This window comes from Paraburkholderia xenovorans LB400, from assembly GCF_000013645.1.
Lineage (GTDB): Bacteria > Pseudomonadota > Gammaproteobacteria > Burkholderiales > Burkholderiaceae > Paraburkholderia > Paraburkholderia xenovorans.
Genome location: NC_007953.1, coordinates 1,064,871 through 1,085,347 on the forward strand (window position 1 = coordinate 1,064,871; position 20,477 = coordinate 1,085,347).

The 20,477-nt window shown below is 62.9% G+C and carries 19 protein-coding genes; 5 read left to right on the forward strand and 14 right to left on the reverse strand.

What is annotated here, in order from left to right; translation table 11 throughout:
• Positions 1-308: 308 nt before the first annotated feature.
• The 12 genes from BXE_RS41545 to BXE_RS41600 form a co-directional block, all read right to left on the reverse strand.
• Positions 309-1,667 (reverse strand): MFS transporter, encoded by a 1,359-nt coding sequence (locus BXE_RS41545; RefSeq protein WP_011494146.1) that lies wholly within the window; start codon positions 1,665-1,667, stop codon positions 309-311.
• A 139-nt stretch (positions 1,668-1,806) separates the two neighbouring features.
• Positions 1,807-3,039 (reverse strand): porin, encoded by a 1,233-nt coding sequence (locus BXE_RS41550; RefSeq protein ID WP_011494147.1) that lies wholly within the window; start codon positions 3,037-3,039, stop codon positions 1,807-1,809.
• Positions 3,040-3,174: 135 nt separating this feature from the next.
• Positions 3,175-4,701 carry a 3-hydroxyacyl-CoA dehydrogenase gene (locus tag BXE_RS41555; RefSeq protein WP_011494148.1) on the reverse strand — a complete coding sequence of 509 codons (1,527 nt, stop codon included), beginning with the start codon at positions 4,699-4,701 and terminating at the stop codon, positions 3,175-3,177.
• Between the two features lie 64 nt (positions 4,702-4,765).
• On the reverse strand, positions 4,766-5,437 hold the full coding sequence (locus BXE_RS41560; RefSeq protein ID WP_040123629.1) for a 3-hydroxyacyl-CoA dehydrogenase family protein: 672 nt from the start codon (positions 5,435-5,437) through the stop codon (positions 4,766-4,768).
• Position 5,438: 1 nt separating this feature from the next.
• Entirely contained in the window at positions 5,439-6,314 is an 876-nt protein-coding gene (locus BXE_RS41565; RefSeq protein WP_040123628.1) for a 3-hydroxyacyl-CoA dehydrogenase family protein, read from the reverse strand.
• Positions 6,315-6,357: 43 nt separating this feature from the next.
• The gene (locus tag BXE_RS41570; protein ID WP_011494149.1) at positions 6,358-7,128 is read right to left on the reverse strand and encodes an enoyl-CoA hydratase/isomerase family protein; all 771 of its coding nucleotides are present in this window, start codon (positions 7,126-7,128) and stop codon (positions 6,358-6,360) included.
• A gap of 11 nt (positions 7,129-7,139) precedes the next feature.
• Complete coding sequence (locus tag BXE_RS41575) at positions 7,140-7,919, reverse strand: enoyl-CoA hydratase-related protein (RefSeq protein WP_011494150.1); 780 nt, start codon at positions 7,917-7,919, stop codon at positions 7,140-7,142.
• 12 nt (positions 7,920-7,931) lie between these two features.
• On the reverse strand, positions 7,932-9,161 hold the full coding sequence (locus BXE_RS41580; protein WP_011494151.1) for a CaiB/BaiF CoA transferase family protein: 1,230 nt from the start codon (positions 9,159-9,161) through the stop codon (positions 7,932-7,934).
• A gap of 92 nt (positions 9,162-9,253) precedes the next feature.
• Entirely contained in the window at positions 9,254-10,591 is a 1,338-nt protein-coding gene (locus BXE_RS41585; RefSeq protein WP_011494152.1) for an MFS transporter, read from the reverse strand.
• A gap of 110 nt (positions 10,592-10,701) precedes the next feature.
• Positions 10,702-11,943: a CaiB/BaiF CoA transferase family protein gene (locus BXE_RS41590; protein WP_011494153.1), complete on the reverse strand. Its 1,242-nt coding sequence runs from the start codon at positions 11,941-11,943 to the stop codon at positions 10,702-10,704.
• Positions 11,944-11,988: 45 nt separating this feature from the next.
• Positions 11,989-12,756 carry a CoA-transferase subunit beta gene (locus tag BXE_RS41595; RefSeq protein WP_011494154.1) on the reverse strand — a complete coding sequence of 256 codons (768 nt, stop codon included), beginning with the start codon at positions 12,754-12,756 and terminating at the stop codon, positions 11,989-11,991.
• On the reverse strand, positions 12,753-13,661 hold the full coding sequence (locus tag BXE_RS41600) for a CoA transferase subunit A (protein ID WP_011494155.1): 909 nt from the start codon (positions 13,659-13,661) through the stop codon (positions 12,753-12,755). Before BXE_RS41600 ends, BXE_RS41595 begins: the two co-directional genes overlap by 4 nt.
• 87 nt (positions 13,662-13,748) lie before the next feature.
• Between BXE_RS41600 and dgcA the strand changes: the two genes are divergently transcribed.
• Positions 13,749-14,738 (forward strand): N-acetyl-D-Glu racemase DgcA, encoded by a 990-nt coding sequence (dgcA, locus tag BXE_RS41605; protein WP_011494156.1) that lies wholly within the window; start codon positions 13,749-13,751, stop codon positions 14,736-14,738.
• A 62-nt stretch (positions 14,739-14,800) separates the two neighbouring features.
• Here the strand turns inward: dgcA and BXE_RS41610 are convergent, their stop codons facing one another.
• On the reverse strand, positions 14,801-15,541 hold the full coding sequence (locus BXE_RS41610) for an IclR family transcriptional regulator (protein ID WP_199577096.1): 741 nt from the start codon (positions 15,539-15,541) through the stop codon (positions 14,801-14,803).
• Between the two features lie 176 nt (positions 15,542-15,717).
• Between BXE_RS41610 and BXE_RS48405 the strand changes: the two genes are divergently transcribed.
• The 4 genes from BXE_RS48405 (at position 15,718) to BXE_RS41625 (ending at position 18,530) form a co-directional block, all read left to right on the forward strand.
• A complete protein-coding gene (locus BXE_RS48405; protein WP_052115908.1) occupies positions 15,718-16,044 on the forward strand; it encodes an SDR family NAD(P)-dependent oxidoreductase in 327 nt (108 codons plus the stop codon).
• A 20-nt stretch (positions 16,045-16,064) separates the two neighbouring features.
• Positions 16,065-16,235, forward strand: a complete 171-nt coding sequence (locus BXE_RS48410) for a hypothetical protein (RefSeq protein ID WP_407668656.1) — start codon at positions 16,065-16,067, stop codon at positions 16,233-16,235.
• 30 nt (positions 16,236-16,265) lie between these two features.
• Entirely contained in the window at positions 16,266-17,210 is a 945-nt protein-coding gene (locus BXE_RS41620) for a LysR substrate-binding domain-containing protein (RefSeq protein WP_148223119.1), read from the forward strand.
• Positions 17,211-17,522: 312 nt separating this feature from the next.
• Positions 17,523-18,530, forward strand: coding sequence for an alpha/beta hydrolase (locus BXE_RS41625; RefSeq protein ID WP_011494161.1), 1,008 nt, complete (start codon positions 17,523-17,525; stop codon positions 18,528-18,530).
• Positions 18,531-18,660: 130 nt separating this feature from the next.
• Here the strand turns inward: BXE_RS41625 and BXE_RS41630 are convergent, their stop codons facing one another.
• Entirely contained in the window at positions 18,661-20,475 is a 1,815-nt protein-coding gene (locus BXE_RS41630) for an ABC transporter ATP-binding protein/permease (protein ID WP_148223120.1), read from the reverse strand.
• Between the last annotated feature and the right edge of the window lie 2 nt (positions 20,476-20,477).

The window sequence follows — 20,477 nt, forward strand, 5'->3', positions numbered from 1 at the left end:
CTGGTAGTGCCGCGTTTCAAGCCGTGCTGATCGCGATTGACCTCGCTGGCGCTCTGAACCAGGCACGAGAGACGGCGGTAGCTTCAGACCGTCGCGAACCCACGAGCGCAAGGCATGTCGAGACGGTAGACGCGAGGAGATGTCGCGCGGTCCAGGACAGAACCTGAGCGTGTGGGTCGACTAATGGCATTTCCTCTTCTATATTCCACAGCCGTGGAATATAAAAATACTAGATATCAACAACGGCTTCGTCAAGGAAAAATAGAGAAGCCAGGGGTTTGTCATAGCGCTGGCGCCGGAAGGTTGTTTCAGTGCAGGCTGTGAACCGGCTCGCCAACCGGTCCGGCCTTCCGGTGCGAACGGATGATGCCCAGCAGGCACAGGCAGCCCGTTGCAACGGCCGCGGGAATCGCAAGTACGAGAATGATTTCCTGCAGCCTCAGGCCGGCGGCCATCATCAGTCCGCCGGCCATCGACCCTAACGCCGCGCCGACTCTTCCAACGGCATTGGCCCACGACACACCGGTCGATCGACTGCTCGTCGGGTAATAGCCTGAAACCAGCGCATAGGCACCGATATTCCCGCCGCTTATCAGAAAACCGAGCGCAAAAACCGACAACACGAGCAGGGCCTTGTGGCTTCCGGAAAATGCGCAAAGCACGATTATCGGAATCGCGACGAAATAGGACCACGCCAGTACACGATGCGGATTGAACCGGTCCATTTGCCGGCCCAGCCAGATGCAGCCAAGCGCGGCTCCGACCTGATGCATCATCGAGATCAACGCGGCGGACTCTAGCGGAATTCCCGCACTGGAAAGCAACACGGGCATCCAGCTCGTCAACAGATAGATAATCAGAAGACTACTAAAAAAAATCGTCCAGATCAGAAGCGTCCCCGTTACCACGCCTTTCTCAAAGAGTGCTTTTACCGGCGACCGCCGTACTTTTTCGTCCGCCCGCAGCCGTGGGACTGTCACGCCCGGCGCCGCGACCCTCGACGCGATGCTTGCCACGCGCACATAAGACTTCGCCCGGTCAATCAACAAAAGGTATCTGATCGATTCAGGCAGAAACCCCATCAGAAAAGGCACCAGCAGCAACGGTAAAACGCCGCCAGCGACGAGAATGCCTTGCCAGCCGACCGTGCCGACGATCTCTGCCGTGAGGAGCCCTCCAGCCGACGCCCCGATCGTGAAGCCGCAGAACATCAGCGTCACATAGCCCGAACGCTTTGCACCCGGACAATACTCCGATGTCAACGTGATCGAGTTCGGCATTGCGCCGCCAAGGCCGATCCCGGTTACGAATCGCATGAAGGCGAGAAAATGAATGTCGGGCGAGAACGCCGACACGACGCTTGCAAGGCCAAACAGCGCGACGGATGCAACGAGCACGGTCTTGCGTCCGTATCTGTCCGCCACGGGACCTAGCAGAATGCCTCCAGCCATGGTGCCGAACAGACCCGCTCCGAAAACCGGAGAAAGCGCTGCCACCGTCAGTTGCCAATGCGCGCGGATTGCGGGGCCGACGAACCCGATGCACGCAGAGTCAAATCCGTCCAGCGCGACCACGAGAAAGCAGAAGAAAATGATACTCCGCTGATAACCCGACACGGGCTGCGAGTCGATGAACTCATCGACACTCTGGCTTGCCGCTTCCTGCATGTTCGTCTCCTTTTCTGATCGTTATGTTTCCGGTCCTGTTCGTTGAGACCGTCGAAACCCTTCAGCACACACCGGCCCACGGAAATTCCGTTTCCCCTGCGGGCATACGATGCATGTCGACCGCAGCGAATGTCCCTTTTTAGAAGCGCTGCACGATACCGACACGTCCCACGAATTGATGATTCGTGCTCGACGGCGTCATCAGATCAATGTTCGCGACTGCCGGTTGCCCCAGTGAGTCGGTGCCGCTCGCCAGTTGATAGACGCCGTAGAAATAGACTTCGGTCCGCTTCGACAGGAAGTACTGCACTGAGAAAATGCCTTGATGGTAGGATGCCGACCCGTTGCCGCCCGCACCGCCGCCGTGCGTGTACGTATAGCCTCCCCCAAGCTGGAGAGTGGGAGTCGCGAAACAGGAAACGGTCGCGGTTGCCGTATTGAAGATCGCCGTGCCGCTGTAGTCGAACGGATTGGGTCCGGCATCCAGATCCCCGAGGTTACCGAAAGACGTGTGGCTAAACGACGCCGCGAGAGCCGCCTTGCCGAACTTGTAGCTTGCGCCGGCCGAATAGATTTCGAACGTGCGGGCCGACGCGTAGCCAGCGTAGATCGGATTCGATTGCGCCGAGGTAAGCGAACCGACGGACCCCATGTTGTTCGTTCCCGCGCCGCCGGAGTTCGGGTTGTCGCCGAACGACGAAAGATTCGGATCGCGCGCGTTGATGTAACCGGCACCCGCGGAGAAACCGCGAAATTCGTAGCTCGCACCGAGCGCCCAGATCTGATTACCGGTGAAGTCGCCCGCTTTGCCGCCGGGCGAATACATTCCGCCGAACGTGAACCCTCGATACGTCGGGCTCACGTACTTGATCGCGTTGTTCACGCGCCGAGTGTGGCCAAGCCCATCCACGTCGCCCGGCGTCGTGCCGGAAAGCGCCGCCACACTGAACACCGAGTAGTTCGAGACGAAGTCGGCCTGCGTGTCGTACTGTCGGCCAATGGTGACCACGCCCAGCATATCGCTGTTGAGACCAACATACGCCTGGCGGCCGAACATCGCGCCGCCCTGACCGAGCGCGCCGTTCGCGATGTTGTAGCCATTTTCGAGCGTGAAGATCGCCGAAAGCCCACCGCCCAGATTCTCCGATCCCCGCAAGCCCCACCGGCTGCCATAGCTACGCGTCGCCCCGTCGGTCATGTTGATCTGCGACCCGCTGTTCAGCGAACCATCCGGATTTCGACCAGTCTGGGCGCTATTCGTGTAATTGATGCCGGTATCGATGACGCCATACAGCGTCACCGAACTCTGCGCATGTGCATGGGCCGCCGCGAGCACGATGATCTGACCGGCCCAGAGGTAACTTTTCTTCATGCTGTCTCCATTATCCTTTTCTGATTCATGCGTTGTACTAATCTACATTCACGGAATATCACAAACGACTAGCGATTTTTCAAACGACGTTTGCCCTCCTCTTGTCAAGTCGGCACTGCCGCCACTAAGTCACCCTCAGTCATCCGCCTGGGTCAAGGACATTCCCAGTTGCGCCCGCCGCGCCAACCACGGCGAGGGTCGGTATCGCGGATCGCCGAGCAGCGCGGTCATGTTGCGCAGAATCTCCAGAATCCTCGCCGCGCCGACAGCGTCGCCCATCGCGAGCGGTCCGTTCGGATAGCCGAGACCGAGCGTCACGGCGAGATCGATATCGTCGGGCGACGCGATTCTCTGCTGCGCGATATCGCAACCGATGTTGACGATCATCGCGACGATCCGCTGTGCAACGAATCCCGCCGAGTCGCGAATAACGGTCACGGCGGCACCGCCGTGCGAGCAGAGCGCGCGCGCGCCGTCGCGAAAGCTCGGATTCGTCAGCGGCGTGGTCATCAGCGTGCGACGGCGCGATGCGCTAAGCGGGAACAGGCAATCGATCGCCACAACCCGGCTCGCGTCCAGCCCTTCTTCGAGCGCGGCGGTGGTGGCGTCCTTGCCATACGGCATCACGAGGATCAATGCGCTTTCCGACGGTCGCTCGCCCGACTCGATCGTTACACCGGTCGGCGCTACCAGATCGGTGACCTGCCGGTGCGCGTCGATTGAACGCGAACTGATCCATACGCGTTCGGGCAACGCGGCATGAACGAGCCCCTCGTCCGGGATCTCCTTCCTGCCGCCAGGGTATCGGTAGAAGCCTTCGCCGGCCTTCCTCCCGACAAGGCCGCCCGCGAGCCGGACCGCGGTGACCGGCGATGGACGGAAGCGAGGCTCCTCATAGAACTGGTGGTATATCGACTCCATGACAGGATGCGATACATCGAGGGACGTGAGGTCCATCAGTTCGAATGGCCCCAGGCGGAAGCCGGCCTGCTCGCGCACGATACGGTCGATATCGACGAAGTCCGCCACCCCTTCGCTCACGATACGCAGGCCCTCGGTGTTCATTCCGCGCCCCGCGTGGTTGACGATAAAGCCGGGCATGTCCTTCACCCGCACCGGCGTATGTCCCATCCGCCGCGCCAGCTCCATCAGGCGATCACCGGTCTCCCGCACGCCATGCAGACCGTCGATGACCTCGGCGACTTTCATCAGCGGAACGGGATTGAAGAAGTGGAATCCCGCGACGCGCGACGGTTTCGAACACGCGGTCGAGATCGCGGTGATCGACAGCGACGAGGTATTCGACGCGAGGATGCAGTCCTCCCGAACCACCGCGTCGAGCCGGGTAAATAGATCCCGCTTCGCGTCGAGATTCTCGGCGATCGCCTCGATCACGAGGTCGCAATTCTTCAACGCGTCCACCGAAGTCGCGGACCGGATGCGTGCCACCGCGTCGGTTGCCGCGTTGACCGCAATCTTGCCTTTCGTCGCAAGCGTCGCGAACGTATCGCGGAGATGGTGTCGGGCGGCCTCCACGGCGTCCTGCCTGATGTCGTACAGGTGTACGTTCAGTCCCGCGAGCGCGGCAATCTGCGCGATTCCCCGGCCCATCGCACCGGAGCCGACAATGCCGACCGAACGGATAGTGAAGTCTTCTGTCATTGAGTAAGTCTCGAGTTCTATCGGCTCAGCCAGATAGCGTGCTGGCTGAGAACCGCTATGGGCGTTACTCGTGAAGCTTGCGGACGTGAAGAGCGATCATCGCGAGCCGCGCCGGTATGTACGCCGGGTCTCCCAGTGCTTCGTAAAGGGCTTGCGACGTCTGCGCATGTTCGGCGAGACCCGTGCGATTCAGCAGCTCCAGCGGTCCTTCCGGATAGCCGAGCCCGAGCTTCAGCGTGGTATCGAGGTCCTCCGCAGTGGCCAGTTTCTCGTCGTAGCGACGCAGTACCGCGTTGTAGTAAGGCCGTACCAGCCGGTTGACGATACGGCCGGGGAAGTCGTTGCACGTCGCCACGACGAGACCCGCGTTCTCGAATAACGCCTTCAATTCCACCAGCGCCGCCTCGTCGAAATCGCGCGGCGTGACGAGCTCGATGAGTTGCGTCGGTACCTCTTTCCCGAGCCGGAATCGCGCGAAGCCGAAGGCCCTGCGCGGCGCGGATTGCGCGCTGAGCGGCGAACGCGCTTCATCGGTATACACGCCGAGGCATTCGTCCTTCAGCTCGATGGCGACGATCGTCGTCGCATCGAGCGTGTCGCGTTCGGCCATATATTGCTTGCCCGCGGCATCGCCCAGATAGACGCGGCACTTTTCGTCGGTGCCGGCACGGTCGAGAAACGGATGACGGTCGGGAAACGACTGGCTCGTCCCAGCCCATTTGATGCTGTAATTCATCTCACGCTCCAAACATCTTCGTGTCGGTGTATCGATGGAAACCGTGGCCGGTTTTCTTGCCGAGCCGTTTCGCCGCGATCATCCGCTTCACGAGCGGCGGGCACGCGGCGCGGTCTTCGTTCGTCAAGCCGTGCATCGCCTCGCACAACAGGCGCTGGGTGTCCATGCCAACGAGGTCGAGCAGTTCGAGCGGACCCATCGGATAGCCCAGTGCCGTCCTGATCGCCCTGTCGATCTCCGCCGGTTCCGCAACGCCGGCCTCGACGAGACGGATCGCATCGTTGTTGTACGGAATCAGGAAATAGTTGAGGATGAACCCCGGCGTGTCCTTCGTCTTGACCGGCTGCTGGCCCATCTGCAACGCGAACTCCCACGCTCGCTGCCACGTGTCGTCGCTCGTTTCGAGACCCGGCGACATCTCGATCAGTTTCATCAACTGGGCAGGCAGGCAAAAGTGCATGCCGACGAAGCGGTCCGGGCGCCCCGAGCCGCCTGCGATTTCGGTGATCGAAATGGTCGACGTGTTGGACGCGAAGATCGTGTCGGCGGCGCAGACCCTGTCGAGTGCGGAAAACAGCTCGTGCTTCACACGCAGGTCCTCGAACACGGCCTCGATGACCACGTCGCCTGACGCGAGATCCTCGAGCTTCGTCGTCGACGACCATCGTCCGAGAATAGCGTCGAGGTCCTCGACGCTGAGCTTGCCTCGCGCGACCGACTTCCGCAGGAAGGCTTCGGTCTGCCCGCGTGCGCGATCGAGTGCGTCCTGACGCGTGTCGAACACGATGGTCCGGAAACCGGCGCGGGCCGCGACGATCGCAATGCCGGTGCCCATCGTGCCGCTGCCCGCGACTGCTACTGTCTTAACTTTCGTCATGTCTGTTCCACTATGGTGGGTTGCGTGCGGACCGGTGCGCATTTCACCGATCGCTGAATTGCGGCTTGCGCTTTTCGATGAACGCCCGCATGCCTTCTTCCGCGTCGTCCGACTGGAACGCCAATGTCGACAGGTCCGCCTCGATGCGCAGACCCTCTTCCAGCGACACATCACACGCACGCAGCACCGCCTGCCGCGCCAGCATCGACGCGATCGCGCTGTAACCGATGAATTGAGCGCAGAAGTCCTGCCCTATCTGGTGAGGATCGCCATCGTCCACGACGCGGTTCGCGAGACCGATCCGCTCCGCTTCCGCAGCATCCACGGTCCGGCCGGACATGATCAGCTCCAGCGCACGCGCCGGACCGACGAGACGCGGCAGACGCTGCGTACCGCCGTAGCCCGGCACGAGACCCAGCCTGATTTCCGGCAAGCCCATCCTTGCCGACGGCGTCGCGACGCGGAATGTGCACGCCAGCGCGAGTTCGAGGCCACCGCCAAACGCGTAGCCATTGATCACGGCCACCGACGGCATCAGCAACTGGTCGAGCTGGCGAAAAACCGATTGCCCGAACACCGCGCCCTCTCGCTGCGCGACCATGCTGCGCCCGCGCAACTCCTTGATGTCCGCCCCGGCGCAAAAAGCCTTACCGCCTCGCCCGCAAACGACGAGCGCTCGGGCATCGGATGCCTTGACTTCGTCGAACGCCGCCGAAATTTCACGCAGCACCGCGAAGCTGAGCGCATTGAGCGCTTCAGGACGGTTCAACGTGAGGAACGCAAGGTTGTCACGGAATGAAAGCTCGACGCTCATGCCTCGTCCTCTCAGTGACCGAACCGCTCGGCGTCGGGGATCCGGCGGGCTGCGAACGCCTGCGCAAGCTCTTCCTGCTCTTCACTGCCGAGATACGCGCGCAGCAGCAGATCGTGCGTGACCCGCGAGAGGCCCGCTACGCCACCATGCCGCGCGTTGAATGCGCCCTTGATCGATGCAAGCGCGAACGCACCGCGTTCGGCGACTTCGAGCGCGTAGTGCTTCGTCGCGCTCTTCAGTTCGTCGTCCGGCACGACCTTGTTGATCAAGCCCATTTCGACCGCTTCGCGTGCGGTGATCTTCTGGTTGCAGTACCAGATCTCCTTCGCGCGCTTCTTGCCGACGAGGTCTTCGAGGTACCACGTACCGTAGCCGGCGTCAAAACTCCCCACCATCGGACCGACCTGGCGAAAAATCGCGCTCTCTTTCGCGATCGTCAGATCGCAGACGACCTGCAACACATTGCCGCCGCCCACCGCGAAGCCGTTGACCGATGCAATCACCGGCTTCTGCAGCCGGTCGATACTTTCGTACATTTCCAGCACTGGCAGCACGCCGGCATAGAGTTTGGAATCCTGCATACCGTCCTTGCGCCCGCCAGTGCAGAAGAATTTGTCGCCCGCACCGGTCAGCACGATAACGCGCGTGCGTGTTTCGCGGCGGATGTCGTTGATGCAATCGCGAATTTCGTGGCACATGCGCTCGGTAAACATGTTGCCGTCGTCCGGGCGGTTCAGCGTGATGGTCCCGATCGGACCATCTTCTTCATACAGAATCTCTTCGTAAGCCATCGTAAATCTCCATCAAATGATCTGTTTCGCGGTTAGACGCGCAACGTCCTCGTCCGCAAGACCGAGCCGTCGGCGCAATACGTTTTCCGTGTCGTGGCCGAGCTCGGGCGGCGGCAGCCTGTGAACACTGCTTTGCCCATCGAACCGGATGCCGAGGCCCACTTGCGGAACGGGGCCGTCCGCGCCCTCGACTGCGTAAAACATGTGCTTTTCGCGCAGCACCTCGTCGTCCACGACCTGATCGACGCGATTGATCGGACCAGCGGGAATTCGGTGCTGCGCGAAGATCGCGAGCCATTCCCCACGCGGGCGAATGCGCAGAATGCTGCTTACTTCAGCCACGATCTGCGCACGCTGTTCCCTGCGCGCCGCGTTGGTCGCGAATTCGTTGCGCGCGCCGTACTCCGGCCGCTCGACGGCGCGCCAGAACCGATGCCAGATCGCATCGTTGCCGAGGCCCAGCGTGATCGGCTCGTCTGCGGTGTCGAACACCTGGTAGATCGCGATCACCGAATCGCGGCCGCCCGATCTCGTGACCGGCTCGCCCGAGCCGAGATAAGGCACGATGCGTGGCGACATGAACCGGACCATGCTTTCGACCATCGAGACGTCGATCGCCTTGCCGACGCCGGTGCGCTGGCGCTCGATGATCGCCGCGAGCGTCGCGAGCGCGACGTCCTGGCCCGCGAGCAGATCCGCCGCCGGCGTGCCGACTTTCTGCGGACCCTCATCGGGTTCGCCGGTCAGATCCATCACGCCGGAGTAGCCTTCGGCAATCAGGTCGTAGCAGGGCGAATCCGCACGGGACCCGGTCAGGCCGAACCCCGTGAGCGAAACGTGAATCAGCTTGTCGTTGATCGACCGAAGCCGGGCCGCATTGAGGCCCAGCTTCGACTGGACCGCATCGACCATGTTCAGCACGATGACGTCGCTGTCCTCGACAAGGCGGTCCACAATGTCGCGACCCTCCGGATGACGGACGTCGAGCGTCATGCTTTCCTTGTTGCGGTTGACGCTCGCGAACCACAGCGACTGCCTGCCGAGAAACGGTGGCCCCCAGGCTCGCGTGTCATCTCCAACACCGGGCTTCTCGATCTTTAGCACGTGCGCTCCCAGGTCCGCGAGCAATTGTGTCGCGTAAGGTCCTGCAACCGATGTCGTCAGATCGAGAACGCGGATACCCTGCAACAGGTTGAGGCCGCTTTGTTCATGTTGCAGTGGAAGCGAATCAAGTTGCTTCATGTTTAGTCATCTTAAATAAGTGCGTTACGGGCGAGATGTTTCGGCGTCACGGCTCTTACCACGCGATGAGGCTTTCTCGCGCGTGAATCACGTCACGCATCCAGCAGCAGTGGACGATTCGCCGTCTCGCGCATGCAGACCGAGGCCACCAATGCAAGGCCGGTCGCGACCATCACGAAGAACGCCGGCGATGCAGGGTTTCCGGTATGGGCGACGAGCCACGTCGCGACGTAGCCCGCCGATCCCCCCGCAAGGATCGAAGCGATGTTGTAGCCGAGCGCGAAGCCGCTGACGCGCATCGAGGCCGGCAGCGTCTCGGCAAGCGTCGCGAGCAGATTCGCCAGATAGCACGCGGTGATCTGGCCGAGAATGAGTTGAACGGCAATACCGACGCCTGCGCTATGAGTCGCGAGCTTGAAAAGCGGATACGAGGCGACGACGAACAGGCCGTTCACGAGGATCATGACGATCTTTCTGCCGAACCGGTCGGAAAGCAGCGACCAGAACGGCATCGACACCGCAGCCAGCACCAGCGTCGCCGTCGTGGACCATGCGGCGGTCTTCGCATCGATCACATGTTGTGTCTGCAGCAGCGTGCTCATATAGGTGAATACCGTCCAGTAGCTGGCATTCGAGGTCAGCGCCAGCGCGATCACAACGAGCACCGCGGTCGGACGAGCCTTCAGCACGCCGAGCGCGGGCGCACGCTTGATGTCTTTTTCCTTCGCGATTTCCTCGAATGCGATCGACTCTTCCATCCGCAAGCGCACGATCAACGCGATGATGCCGAGCGGCAACGAAATCAGGAACGGAATGCGCCAACCCCACGACGCGAAATTCGTATCCGCCACGAACGCGCGCGTGAGAGCGACGGTGAACGACGCGAGCAGCGTGCCTGTCACGGTGCCAAGATTCACGAAACCGGTGAGATAGCCGCGGCGCTTGACCGGCGACTGCTCGGCCACATAGGACGCCGCGGTCCCCAGTTCACCACCGGCGGAAAATGCCTGAATGCTACGCAGCAGCACGAGTACCGCGGGCGCCACAACGCCAATCATGTCGTAAGACGGAATCAGGCCAACCACGACACTCGCGACGACCATCCCGGCAACCGACAGCGTCAACGCCCTGCGCCGTCCGAACTTGTCCGCAAGGTGTCCGATCACGATGCCGCCGAACGGCCGCAGGAAAAACGACGCGGCGAAGATCGCGAACGTGGAGAGCAACCCGGCGGTCGGATCGGATTTCGGAAAGAAGACCTGCGCGATCGTCGTCGCGAGAAACGCGTAGATCGTGAAGTCGTAGTATTCGATCGCGGTTCCGATACCCGCGCCGATGACGATGCGGCGCCGCCGCGCCGGATCGTGAGCGATGCTCTGCTCGACCTGATGCTGCGCTGCGGTCCCGATCGAATCGTTCAAGGTACTCATGCTCGTCTCCACATTTCTCGCGCGACAACGCTGTTGTCGATCTTTTTTATCGAGGGCGCCAGCGTCGCTGGCGCCCGGACTGGCTCACTCTAAACCGCCGGGTCGAACGTTCATTTCACGGCCGCGACTTCGTTGCCGGCGGCCGGCCGGTATTCCACCACCCCATTTTCCACGAGCTGCCCGACTTCGCTCTCGCTCATCCCCAGCTCGCCTTCGAGGATCTCGCGGGTATGCTGGCCGAGCCTCGGCGCGGCTGCTCCGACAACCGGCGGCGTCTCCGAGAACCGCAGACCCGACGTCACAACCGGATATCGCCCATACATCGGATGCTCGACGTGGGCAACCTGATTCAGGTGCTTGACCTGCGGGTCCTGAAACACCTGGTCCATCTTGTTGATCGGTGCGACCGGCGCGCCCGTGGCGGACAGCAGCTCGACCCAGTGACTGGTTTTGCGCGTCCGCGTGATCGCGCTGATCATGCCGACGAGTTCCGGCTTGTGCTTCACCCGGTCGCCGTTGGTCAGGAAGCGCGGATCGTCCTTCCATTCGGGCTTGCCGAGCGAATCGCACATCTTGCGGAACAGCTTGTCATTCGGGGAACCCATCAACACCCAGCCGTCTTCGGTCGGGAACGCCTGGTACGGCGCGACGTTCGCGTGGCCGGAGCCCTGCGGCTTCGCGATGCTGCCGCCAATCAGGTATTCGCTGGCGACGTTGATCAGAATCGCCAGTTCGGTGCCAAGCAGCGAGGCGTCAACCCGCTGGCCCTCACCGGTCAGCGTACGGTGATGGAGCGCCGCGAGCACGCCGATAGCCGCGTGCAGCCCGGTCGATACGTCGATCAGCGCGACGCCGGTCTTGACCGGCTCGCCGTCGGCGCTTCCGGTCACCCCCATCAGGCCGCCTAGCGCCGAGATCATCAGGTCGTAGCCTGGCCGCTCGTGGTACGGCCCGGTCTGACCGAACGCCGAGATCGCGCAATAGATCAACCCAGGATTGGTCTTTTTCAGCTCTTCGTAACCCAGACCCAGGCGATCCATCACACCGGGGCGGAAACTTTCGACGACGACGTCCGCGCCCACGATCAGCTTCTTCGCGATCTCGATGCCCTCGGGCGTCTGCAGATCGATCGCGACGCTGCGCCGGTTGCGGTTGAGCCCGAGAAAATAGGAGCTGACCTCGCCGACGAACGGAGGCCCCCAACCGCGGCTGTCGTCGCCGATGCCCGGCCGCTCGATCTTGATCACGTCCGCGCCGAGGTCGCCGAGAATCGAGGTCGAATACGGACCCGCCACCACGCGCGTGAAATCGATCACGCGCAGTCCTTTCAAGCTGGTTTTCTGATTCATCATGTTTTACTGGGTTATCTGCAGTTCATTCCGCTCCGCAAGCGGCGCTCAGGCCGACAGCTCGCCGCCGGGATCGACCAGGCGGCGCAGTATCGACAACTCGTCGGAAGTCGGCGCAGCCGACGTCGGCCACGACGCCGTGCGCAACGCAAAACCTGTGTTCTCGATTACATCGCGAGGCTCGACTCCCGGGTGAATGGAGCGAACCTGCATGCACTTCTCTTCGTCGAATTCGAACGTGACCAGCGGCGTCACGCACAGAACCGGGCCCTCTGTCGTGATACCGAGCTTCTGCCGTTCACCAGGACCACCCAGATGACCGGCAGCGGTCAGGAATTCGACGCTCCCGACAAAGGTCCGACGCGTATGCGCCGCGCTGAAAAGGAGGATCCGCTTCGACACCACCGCGAACGACGTGTTCGCCAGCCCCGGCCCGCGAAAGCGCGGACGGCCGCTTACGTCGTATCCCGTTCCGGTCAGGTTGATGTTGCCGCGCCGGTCGATCTGGACCCCGCCATAGAACATCACGTCCAGCCTGCCGTTCTCGGACATCTCGAAGAGGTCGTACGCAGTGCCGAGAGCTTCGGCGCCCTCGACCCATCGGCCGTCCGACGCCGATCGATAGAGCCGTTTCGGCTTCGGATTGACCACCCCCGCCGGGGTGATCAGCGTCAGGTTGGGCGCGTGCAGTTTTTGCGCGAGCAGACATGCGGCGACCGGCACCAGCGAACTAGCCCCCGTTACAGCGAGGTCCCCGTCCCTCAGCTCCCGCGCAAGCAGCACGGTCATCAGTTCATCATTGCTGAACCCATTCATCGGACCACCTCCGAAAGCGCAAGGATCCGGTCCGCGCCGCCCACGCTGCGCACGTAATCTTCAAGCGATTCGGGTTCCTCAACATAAGGACCGAAGTATTCGCGACGCCAGGTGTCGGCATTCGCGCCCGCCTCGATGTACGCACTGATGCCGGGTTCGTCGTGCACGTGGATGCCGTGACTGGAGCACGGATGCGCCCCGAACGGCGCTTCGACGACCGCATCGACGAGATAGCCCGGAATCGTCGTGCGATTCGGCTGCGCACGGATCTCGCCGTTGTCGATGATCCGGTCCACGGTGACGATCACGTACTTCGACGCCTTCGCAAACAACGGATCGCAGAACGGCGTGCCGAGATTCCTCACGTTTCCGTAAATGTCGGCCTCCTGCGCGTGCAGCAGGCAGACATCCGGGCGCAGCGCGAGCGGCGCGACGACACCCGCGCCGTTGCGGGGCGCGGCGGCGGAACGGCCGATATCCGTGCCTTTCACCGACGTGACCGGATGCGAATCGAGATGCTCGAGGGTGGCCATCAGGCCGCCGAGGATGGTCGCCTCGTCGGCATCCACGATGCTCACGCTCCCCTCCTGAGCCGCGCGCCGGAAGTTTGGCGCAAAGCCGAGATGCTCGAACGACACGTGCCCAACGGTCGCCTGCGCGACGCAGCCCGCGCCGATCAGCAGATCGACTGCATAACTCGACGGCGGGGCCGCGACGAGACGCAGATTCCTGACCTTCCTGCGTGCCAGCGCCCTGACCGCCGCGCACGGATTGTTGTGAAACCACAGGCCGCCGAGCGCGAGGAGCTGCCCCGCCTCGACCCGCTCCAGGGCGTCGGCAAGGCTCGTCAGTTTGCTCCTCCGCGCCGGGTGGTCCCGGGGTTCTTCTCTCGCTGTCGTCCTCATCAATCTGCACCATAATGTGTTTTGTGAATCCATAATATGGTCTCAACAGATGTGTGTCAAACTATTTTGCGAACGAGGAGGAGTGACATGAAACAACGGTCGTTGGAAGTCCAGCAATGCACGCTGCCGATTCGCGGCGTGTTCCGCATCAGCCGCGGATCGAAGACGCTCGCGGAATCGATCGTGGTGCGCATCGGGGAACGGGGAATGGTCGGCCTCGGCGAATGCGTGCCGTATGGCCGCTATGGCGAGAGCATTGAAAGCGTCACCGCACAGATCCGGTCGGTGGCGCCAGCTATCGAGGAAGGGCTCGGCCAGCAGGATCTGCAGCGCCTGCTGCCGCCCGGATCGGCGCGCAACGCGCTCGACTGCGCGCTATGGGACTTGCGCAGCCGGCTGAGCGGCCGAACGGTGGCGTCGTTCGCCGGACTCGGCGAGACGCTCGAACCGGTGGTCACGGCGTTCACGTTGAGCCTCGACGAGCCGGAAGCGATGGCCGACAACGCGCGTGAATTCGCCCACCTTCCGCTGCTGAAGCTGAAACTGGGTGGGGACGGCGACCTGGAGCGCGTGCGCGCGGTGCGCCGCGCCGCGCCGAAAGCCCGCCTGATGGCGGATGCGAACGAAGCGTGGCGGCCCGACCAGCTCGGCGCGTTCCTGCCGGAATTCGCCGGATTGGGCGTGGAGTTGCTGGAACAGCCTCTGCCGGCGGGCGCCGACGATGCGCTGCTGGGCTACGCGAGCCCGGTGCCGCTCGCGGCGGACGAGTCGTGCCGCGATCTCCGTTCGATCGCCGATATCCGCACCAAATACGCATTCGCGAATATCAAGCTCGACAAGACCGGCGGTCTGACCGAAGCACTGGCGCTGGCCGATGCCGCCCGCGCCGCCGGCATGAAGGTGATGGTCGGCTGCATGGTCGCATCGTCGCTTTCGATGGCGCCGGGCATCGTGCTCGCGCAGAAGGCGGACGTCGTCCATCTGGACGGGCCACTGCTGCTCGCCCGCGACCACCACCCGGCGCTGCGCTACGACGGCGCAACGCTCTTTCCCGACTCGCAGGTCTGGTCGACCTGAGACCTGGATTTGAAACCTGTCGGGAAGCCGTCCCCGGACCTCGCAAAGAGGCCCAGACGCTTTTACTCGAAATAGCTCAACCGGTGGGAGATTTCCCGGCCGGCCGCCATGACCGCGTTGACGAGTTCCGAAACGCGCTTCGGGTCGCTCACGCGCGACCTCAGCACCGGAATGCTGACGGCGGCGATCACCTGCCGCGTGTGGTCGCGGATAGGCGCGGCGACGGCCCAGACGTCCCGCTCGGTGAACTCGTCGTTGATCGCGTAGCCCTTTTCGCGCACCTCCGCGAGCAGCGCGAGGAACGCTTTCGGACTGGCGAGTCCCGGCACCTCGCCGGGCCGCCATTGCGCCGGCGACGGCAAAATCCCCTCCAGCTGATTGCCGGACAGCCACGCGAGCAGCACCTGCCCCGACGCACGTCCGTCCCACGGCGGCCGCCGGTATCCGATCGGGCTGAAAATCTTGATCGTCTGATTTGTCACGCGGCGATCGACGAACACCACGTCGTTCTCGACGAGCACGGTCAATTGAACATTCTCGCCGGTCCGATCCCGCAGGTCGTCGAGCGGCTGGCTCGCGCCCGATATCAAATCGTTGCCCTGCACCGCCGCGGCCGCGAGCCGGACGATCTCGACGAACGGGGAGTACTTTCCGGTTCGCGTGTCCAGCCTCACAAACCCCTTGCTCTCCAGCGCGTCCAGGATGCGCCGAACGGTGCTCGGCGCAAGCCCGAGCCGGCCGGTGATTTCCGACACCGTCAGCGCAGGCTCGTCGGTTGAAAACACCTTCAGGACATCGAGCATACGTTCGGCTGAGCGCAACGTTTGTCCAGTTGCGAGTTTAGGCACGTCTTTCTTCCTCTCTCTTGAATGGCGAAGCAAATTCCGACATACATGTATCATTCCACTTTATGGAAAATTTATCCATATAATGGCAATCAACGTTCCGAATGAATGACCCGGTCCGATCAGGGAGTCCCATGCGTTTGAGTAACAAAGTGGCGGTGACCGCCGGCGCTGCGTCCGGCATTCGACGCGCAATCAGTCTGCGACTGGCAGCGCAGGGGGCGACGGTGATCACGACCGACCTGAATGCCGACGGCGGCGCAGGCGTCATTGAAGAGATCAGGAGCAATGGGGGGAAAGCCGCGTTCAGAACGCTCGATACCGCTTCGGAAGAACAGTGGCGCGATGTGGCAGCGTGGACGGTCGAACAGCACGGAACGCCGGACATACCAGTAAATAACGCCGGAGTATATCTTATCCGCCCCTCGCCTATACGACGGTCGAGGAGTGGGCGCCGATGATGAATGTGAACGCGAAAGGCATGTTTCCCGGGATGCGCGCGTTCGCGCCGCTGATGGCCGCGAGGCGGCGGGCGGCGATCGTCAACATGCCGTCGGCCAATGTGTTGACCGGCATCGCCGGAAGGTCCGCGTATGCGGCGAATGCGTTCGACCAGGTGCGCGTCGACGCGGTGTTTCCCGGCTCGCCATAATCGATCATGGAAGAATCCCGCTCTCTCCGCATGAAAGCACTGGAGCTTCGGCAACTCCGTTATTTCGCGATCCTCGCGCGGGAACTTCATTTCGGCAGGGCCGCCGATGTCGCCTGCGTGACGCAGCCCGCGCTAAGCCAGCAGATCGCCAAGCTCGAAGTGCTCGTCGGCACGCCGCTGTTCGCCCGCGATTCCCGCGGCGTCATGCTGACGGCCGCCGGCGACGCACTGCGCGACGGCCTCGACAACGTATTCGGGCAACTTGACCGCGCGCTTCGCGCGGCACGCGAAGCCGGAGAAGACCAGACCTTCACGCTGTCGATCGGGCTGGTCGAATACACCAACCTGCCGTTCGTGCCGCCCGCGCTGATCCGGTTACAGGCGCTTTATCCCGACGTCATGATCATCCGGCGCGAAATGAACGCGAGGCGGCAATGGGCAGCGCTCGGCACGGGCGAGATCGACGTGGGCTTTGGCGTTCCCGTCGAGCAGTCGGGTCGCGAGACGCACATCGGTTCCGAAGACCTGCTCGACTCCGGCTGGTGTGTGCTGATGCGCCGCGACCACCGGTTCGCCCGACGCACGCGGCTGCGGATCAACGAGCTGGCGCGCGAGCGGCTCATCGTGCCCGCGCGCTCCGTCAACGAACCGCTCTACGATTCGGTGCGCGCCCGCTTCGTGAGTACAGGCGTGCAGCCGAACATCGTGTACGAGACCACACAATCGCAGGTTGGCATGGCGCTCGTCGAGCAAGGGCTCGGGTCGATGCTCGGCGCGGCGTATGTTTTTGCGTCGGTGCCGGAATCACTCGTGTACTGTCCGGTCAGCGGCTTCGATCCACTCACCGTGAAGGTCTTCTTTCGCGGCGACGAACGCAGCCCGCTGGTGCTGGACTTCGTCGAGCTGGCGATCGAAGAGGCGCGCCGCTTGCAGGCGGGCACCACCGCCTCCGCCGCTGGACCCGCGGCCGACTAGCGCGGGCTTATCAGTCACGTCTGTCTCGTCCTGCGGACGGAAACGGGGTTTGCACTTGCGGATAAATGTATTGAGACCCCGTGCGACTCCCCGGTGCCATAGCAGTGGCCAAGCGCCTGCATGCCGCGCCCGCCGATGCCGCGAATCGGATCGGCATCCGCGTTGAACAGCCGCTTCGCGCCCTCGGGGCGGCAACACGACCGATTAGCGAAACTTATCACCCATGCGGCTACTTCGAATTGGCCCCGCGCGCCGGACGCCGTCAGACTGAGTTCCGAGGTCAACGACCGACCATACATCCACGGAGAATTCATGAAATTGCTGATCGTTTCCGCACTTGGCGTTGCGACGTCCATCGCGTTCGCCACGTCCGGCGCGCACGCGCAACGTGCACCTGCATCCGTCAACGACGGTATCGCCACCGTGGTCGCGAAGCGCCAGCAATCGCTCGTCGGCACGCGTGATTTCATTGATCGCCGCGCGGCATTCGAGAAACTGATGGCGCAGGTCCCGGTGCCAGACGGCGTGACGATCCACCACGTGGATGCGAATGGCGTTCCCGGCAAGTGGGTCTCGCTGAACCACGCCCGTGTGTCCGGCACGCACGGACGCCGCGTGATCCTCTATCTGCACGGCGGCGGATTCTACAGCGGCTCCAGCAACAGCCACCGCGCGCTGGCCGCCACCCTTGCCAGGGACGCGGGGGCCGACGTGCTGCTGCCCGACTACCGGCGCATGCCCGAAGCACGCTACCCAGCGCAAATCGACGACGCCGTTACAAGCTACGAATGGCTGCTGAAACAGGGCTATTTCGCGTCGGACATCGCCGTTGCCGGGGAATCGGCCGGCGGCAATCTGGTGCTCGAACTGGCATTGCGGCTGCGCGCGGCGCATCGGCCGTTGCCGTCGTCGCTGGTCGCGATGAGCCCGATCATGGATCTGACTGCGTCGGGCGATTCCACGCGGACGCTCGCCAGCCTCGACCCGGTGCTTACCCGCGCGGGCCTGCTCGACGTCACGAAAGTCTATATGCAAGGCGCCGATCCGCGCAGTCCGGACGCGTCGCCGCTGTTCGCCGATCTGCACGGATTGCCGCCGCTGCTGCTCCAGGTCGGCGCGCGCGAAATCCTGCTCGACGACAGCCTGCGCATCGCGCGTGTGGCCGCGCTGGACGACGTCGCGGTATCGGTCGAGGTGTGGCCCGGCATGGTGCACCAGTGGCAGCTGTTTCCGGACGTCGTCCCCGAGGCTCGCCGTGCGCTCAGGAACTGCGCGGAGTTTATCGACGCGCACATGGCGCGAGTTGCAACGACGCAGTGACTGCTGTCCGTGAAGGTCATCGCTACTTTTCAGTTGCTGCCGGTAACGACGCAAGGTGAACGCACAGCCCCCGTAAATCGACGAAATCCCGATCCGACCGCACGACCACGGCAGTCAATCTACGGGCGCATCATACCGACGCCATGTGGGCTTGTTCGATCCACAGCGAGTGAGTATGCAATGCGTCGAGACCGCGATGATGCGCGATACTCACCATCGCCATATCAGGCAATCTATCGATCACCGTCTGGTACAGACCACTTTCCATCTCCGGGTCCAGCGCACTTGTCGACTCGTCGAGCAGCAGAAAATCGGGGCGCTGCAACAGCACACGAGCGAATGCGAGACGCTGCTGCTCCCCCGGGGAAAGCCGGTGCCCCCAGCGAGACACTTCGTACAGGCTGCCGGCATAACGCTCGAGCCGGCACGCGGTGAGCGCATTGGAACAGACGTCATCGTCGAACGCATCGTCGGTGCCCGGATAGCACAGCGCGGCCTTCAGCGTTCCCGCCGGCACATAGTTCTTCTGCGACAGGAACAGCACTCCGCCGCCCGCCGGCACCGTCACCTGGCCGGAACCGTACGGCCATATGCCGGCCAGCGCGCGAATCAACGTGCTCTTGCCGACGCCCGACGGTCCGCGAATCAGCCAGCGCTCCGCCGGATGCACGGCGAGATTCACGTCCCGGGTCAACACCCGCCCGTCGGGCGTGCGCAGCGTCAGTTGCTTCGCGCACAGGCAACGCTGCGTATCGACGCTGCAGACGATCGAACCGGCATCCTCAGCGCCTTGAGATTGCCGCGATGCAATCGCCCGCTCCAGCCCGTCGAGGCGCGCAACGATCGCCCGGTAACCCTGCAACGCCTGATAGTTCTGCACGAACCACGACAACGCGCCGTTCACCGCTGCGAAGGACCCCGACAGCCGCATCATGCCACCCAGCGTCACGGCATGCGCCATATAGCGAGGCAGCACGACGAACGTCGGCACGATCATTGAGATGTAGATGATGGCCGTAGTCAGCGGATTGAATCGCAGATTAAAGCGAACGATCTGCCAGAAATTGCCGCGAATGGCGTCGAAACTCGCTCGCATGCGCCGCCCTTCGGCACTCGCGCCCCGATACAGCGCGATCTGCTCCGCGTATTCCCGGATGCTGGCCGCCATGAAACGGAAGTGCGCCTCCGCGCCCTCCTTGTTGAAATTCAGGCGCATCAGCGGACGACCAATCCAGTGCGTAACGCATGACGTCAGCGACGCAAAGATCAGCGCGGCCCATAGCATATAGCCCGGAACCGACACAACACGATGCGCTACATGCATGTTCAACGGACCTGACAGGCGCCACAGGATCAGCGAGAAACTGACCAGCCGCACCAGCGTGCTCAACAGCCCCACCGACAACGTGCAACTAGCCGTGACGAACTGATCGATATCCTGCACGATCCGTTGATCAGGGTTATCGACCTGCTGGTCGCGCTCGATCCGGTAGAACGCGCTGTCGCCAAGCCACGCATCGAGAAAGCGTTCGGTCATCCATTGCCGCCAGACGATCTGCAGCATCGAGCCCGTCAGCATCGCAACCACGCCGAGGACGACGAAGGTCGCGAGAAGGATTGCAAATTCGCCCATGATGTCCGCAAGCGCGACCGCGTCATAACGCGCGAGGGCGTCCATGAAGCGGCCGTTCCAGGCGTTGAGCCAAACCGTCATATACGCGCTCGCGACGGTCTCGCCGGCCAGCACGGCGAGCAGCGCCCACGCCTGATAACGACGCTCCGACATCCAGAACGGACGTGCGAGTTGCGCTGCCGCACGCAACGAAGCGCGCACGCCCGCATGCAGCGCCGGCGAATCGTGCCCTGTGCCCGCCGGCAAACATACCGGCTTCGCGAGTGCCCGTGCATCGCCACACGCTTCGCCCGCCATCGATTCGGTACTCACGG

Excerpts from the sequence above, each read along its gene's own strand:
- BXE_RS41590 (WP_011494153.1), bottom strand. The coding sequence starts at position 11,943 with ATGATGAATCAGAAAACCAGCTTGAAAGGACTGCGCGTGATCGATTTC.
- BXE_RS41585 (WP_011494152.1), bottom strand. The coding sequence starts at position 10,591 with ATGAGTACCTTGAACGATTCGATCGGGACCGCAGCGCAGCATCAGGTC.
- BXE_RS41570 (WP_011494149.1), bottom strand. The coding sequence starts at position 7,128 with ATGAGCGTCGAGCTTTCATTCCGTGACAACCTTGCGTTCCTCACGTTG.
- BXE_RS41625 (WP_011494161.1), top strand. The coding sequence starts at position 17,523 with ATGAAATTGCTGATCGTTTCCGCACTTGGCGTTGCGACGTCCATCGCG.
- BXE_RS41545 (WP_011494146.1), bottom strand. The coding sequence starts at position 1,667 with ATGCAGGAAGCGGCAAGCCAGAGTGTCGATGAGTTCATCGACTCGCAG.
- BXE_RS41610 (WP_199577096.1), bottom strand. The coding sequence starts at position 15,541 with ATGCTCGATGTCCTGAAGGTGTTTTCAACCGACGAGCCTGCGCTGACG.
- BXE_RS41575 (WP_011494150.1), bottom strand. The coding sequence starts at position 7,919 with ATGGCTTACGAAGAGATTCTGTATGAAGAAGATGGTCCGATCGGGACC.
- dgcA (WP_011494156.1), top strand. The coding sequence starts at position 13,749 with ATGAAACAACGGTCGTTGGAAGTCCAGCAATGCACGCTGCCGATTCGC.
- BXE_RS41580 (WP_011494151.1), bottom strand. The coding sequence starts at position 9,161 with ATGAAGCAACTTGATTCGCTTCCACTGCAACATGAACAAAGCGGCCTC.
- BXE_RS41550 (WP_011494147.1), bottom strand. The coding sequence starts at position 3,039 with ATGAAGAAAAGTTACCTCTGGGCCGGTCAGATCATCGTGCTCGCGGCG.
- BXE_RS41595 (WP_011494154.1), bottom strand. The coding sequence starts at position 12,756 with ATGAATGGGTTCAGCAATGATGAACTGATGACCGTGCTGCTTGCGCGG.
- BXE_RS41565 (WP_040123628.1), bottom strand. The coding sequence starts at position 6,314 with ATGACGAAAGTTAAGACAGTAGCAGTCGCGGGCAGCGGCACGATGGGC.
- BXE_RS41600 (WP_011494155.1), bottom strand. The coding sequence starts at position 13,661 with ATGAGGACGACAGCGAGAGAAGAACCCCGGGACCACCCGGCGCGGAGG.
- BXE_RS48410 (WP_407668656.1), top strand. The coding sequence starts at position 16,065 with ATGTTTCCCGGGATGCGCGCGTTCGCGCCGCTGATGGCCGCGAGGCGG.
- BXE_RS41555 (WP_011494148.1), bottom strand. The coding sequence starts at position 4,701 with ATGACAGAAGACTTCACTATCCGTTCGGTCGGCATTGTCGGCTCCGGT.
- BXE_RS48405 (WP_052115908.1), top strand. The coding sequence starts at position 15,718 with ATGCGTTTGAGTAACAAAGTGGCGGTGACCGCCGGCGCTGCGTCCGGC.
- BXE_RS41620 (WP_148223119.1), top strand. The coding sequence starts at position 16,266 with ATGAAAGCACTGGAGCTTCGGCAACTCCGTTATTTCGCGATCCTCGCG.
- BXE_RS41560 (WP_040123629.1), bottom strand. The coding sequence starts at position 5,437 with ATGAATTACAGCATCAAATGGGCTGGGACGAGCCAGTCGTTTCCCGAC.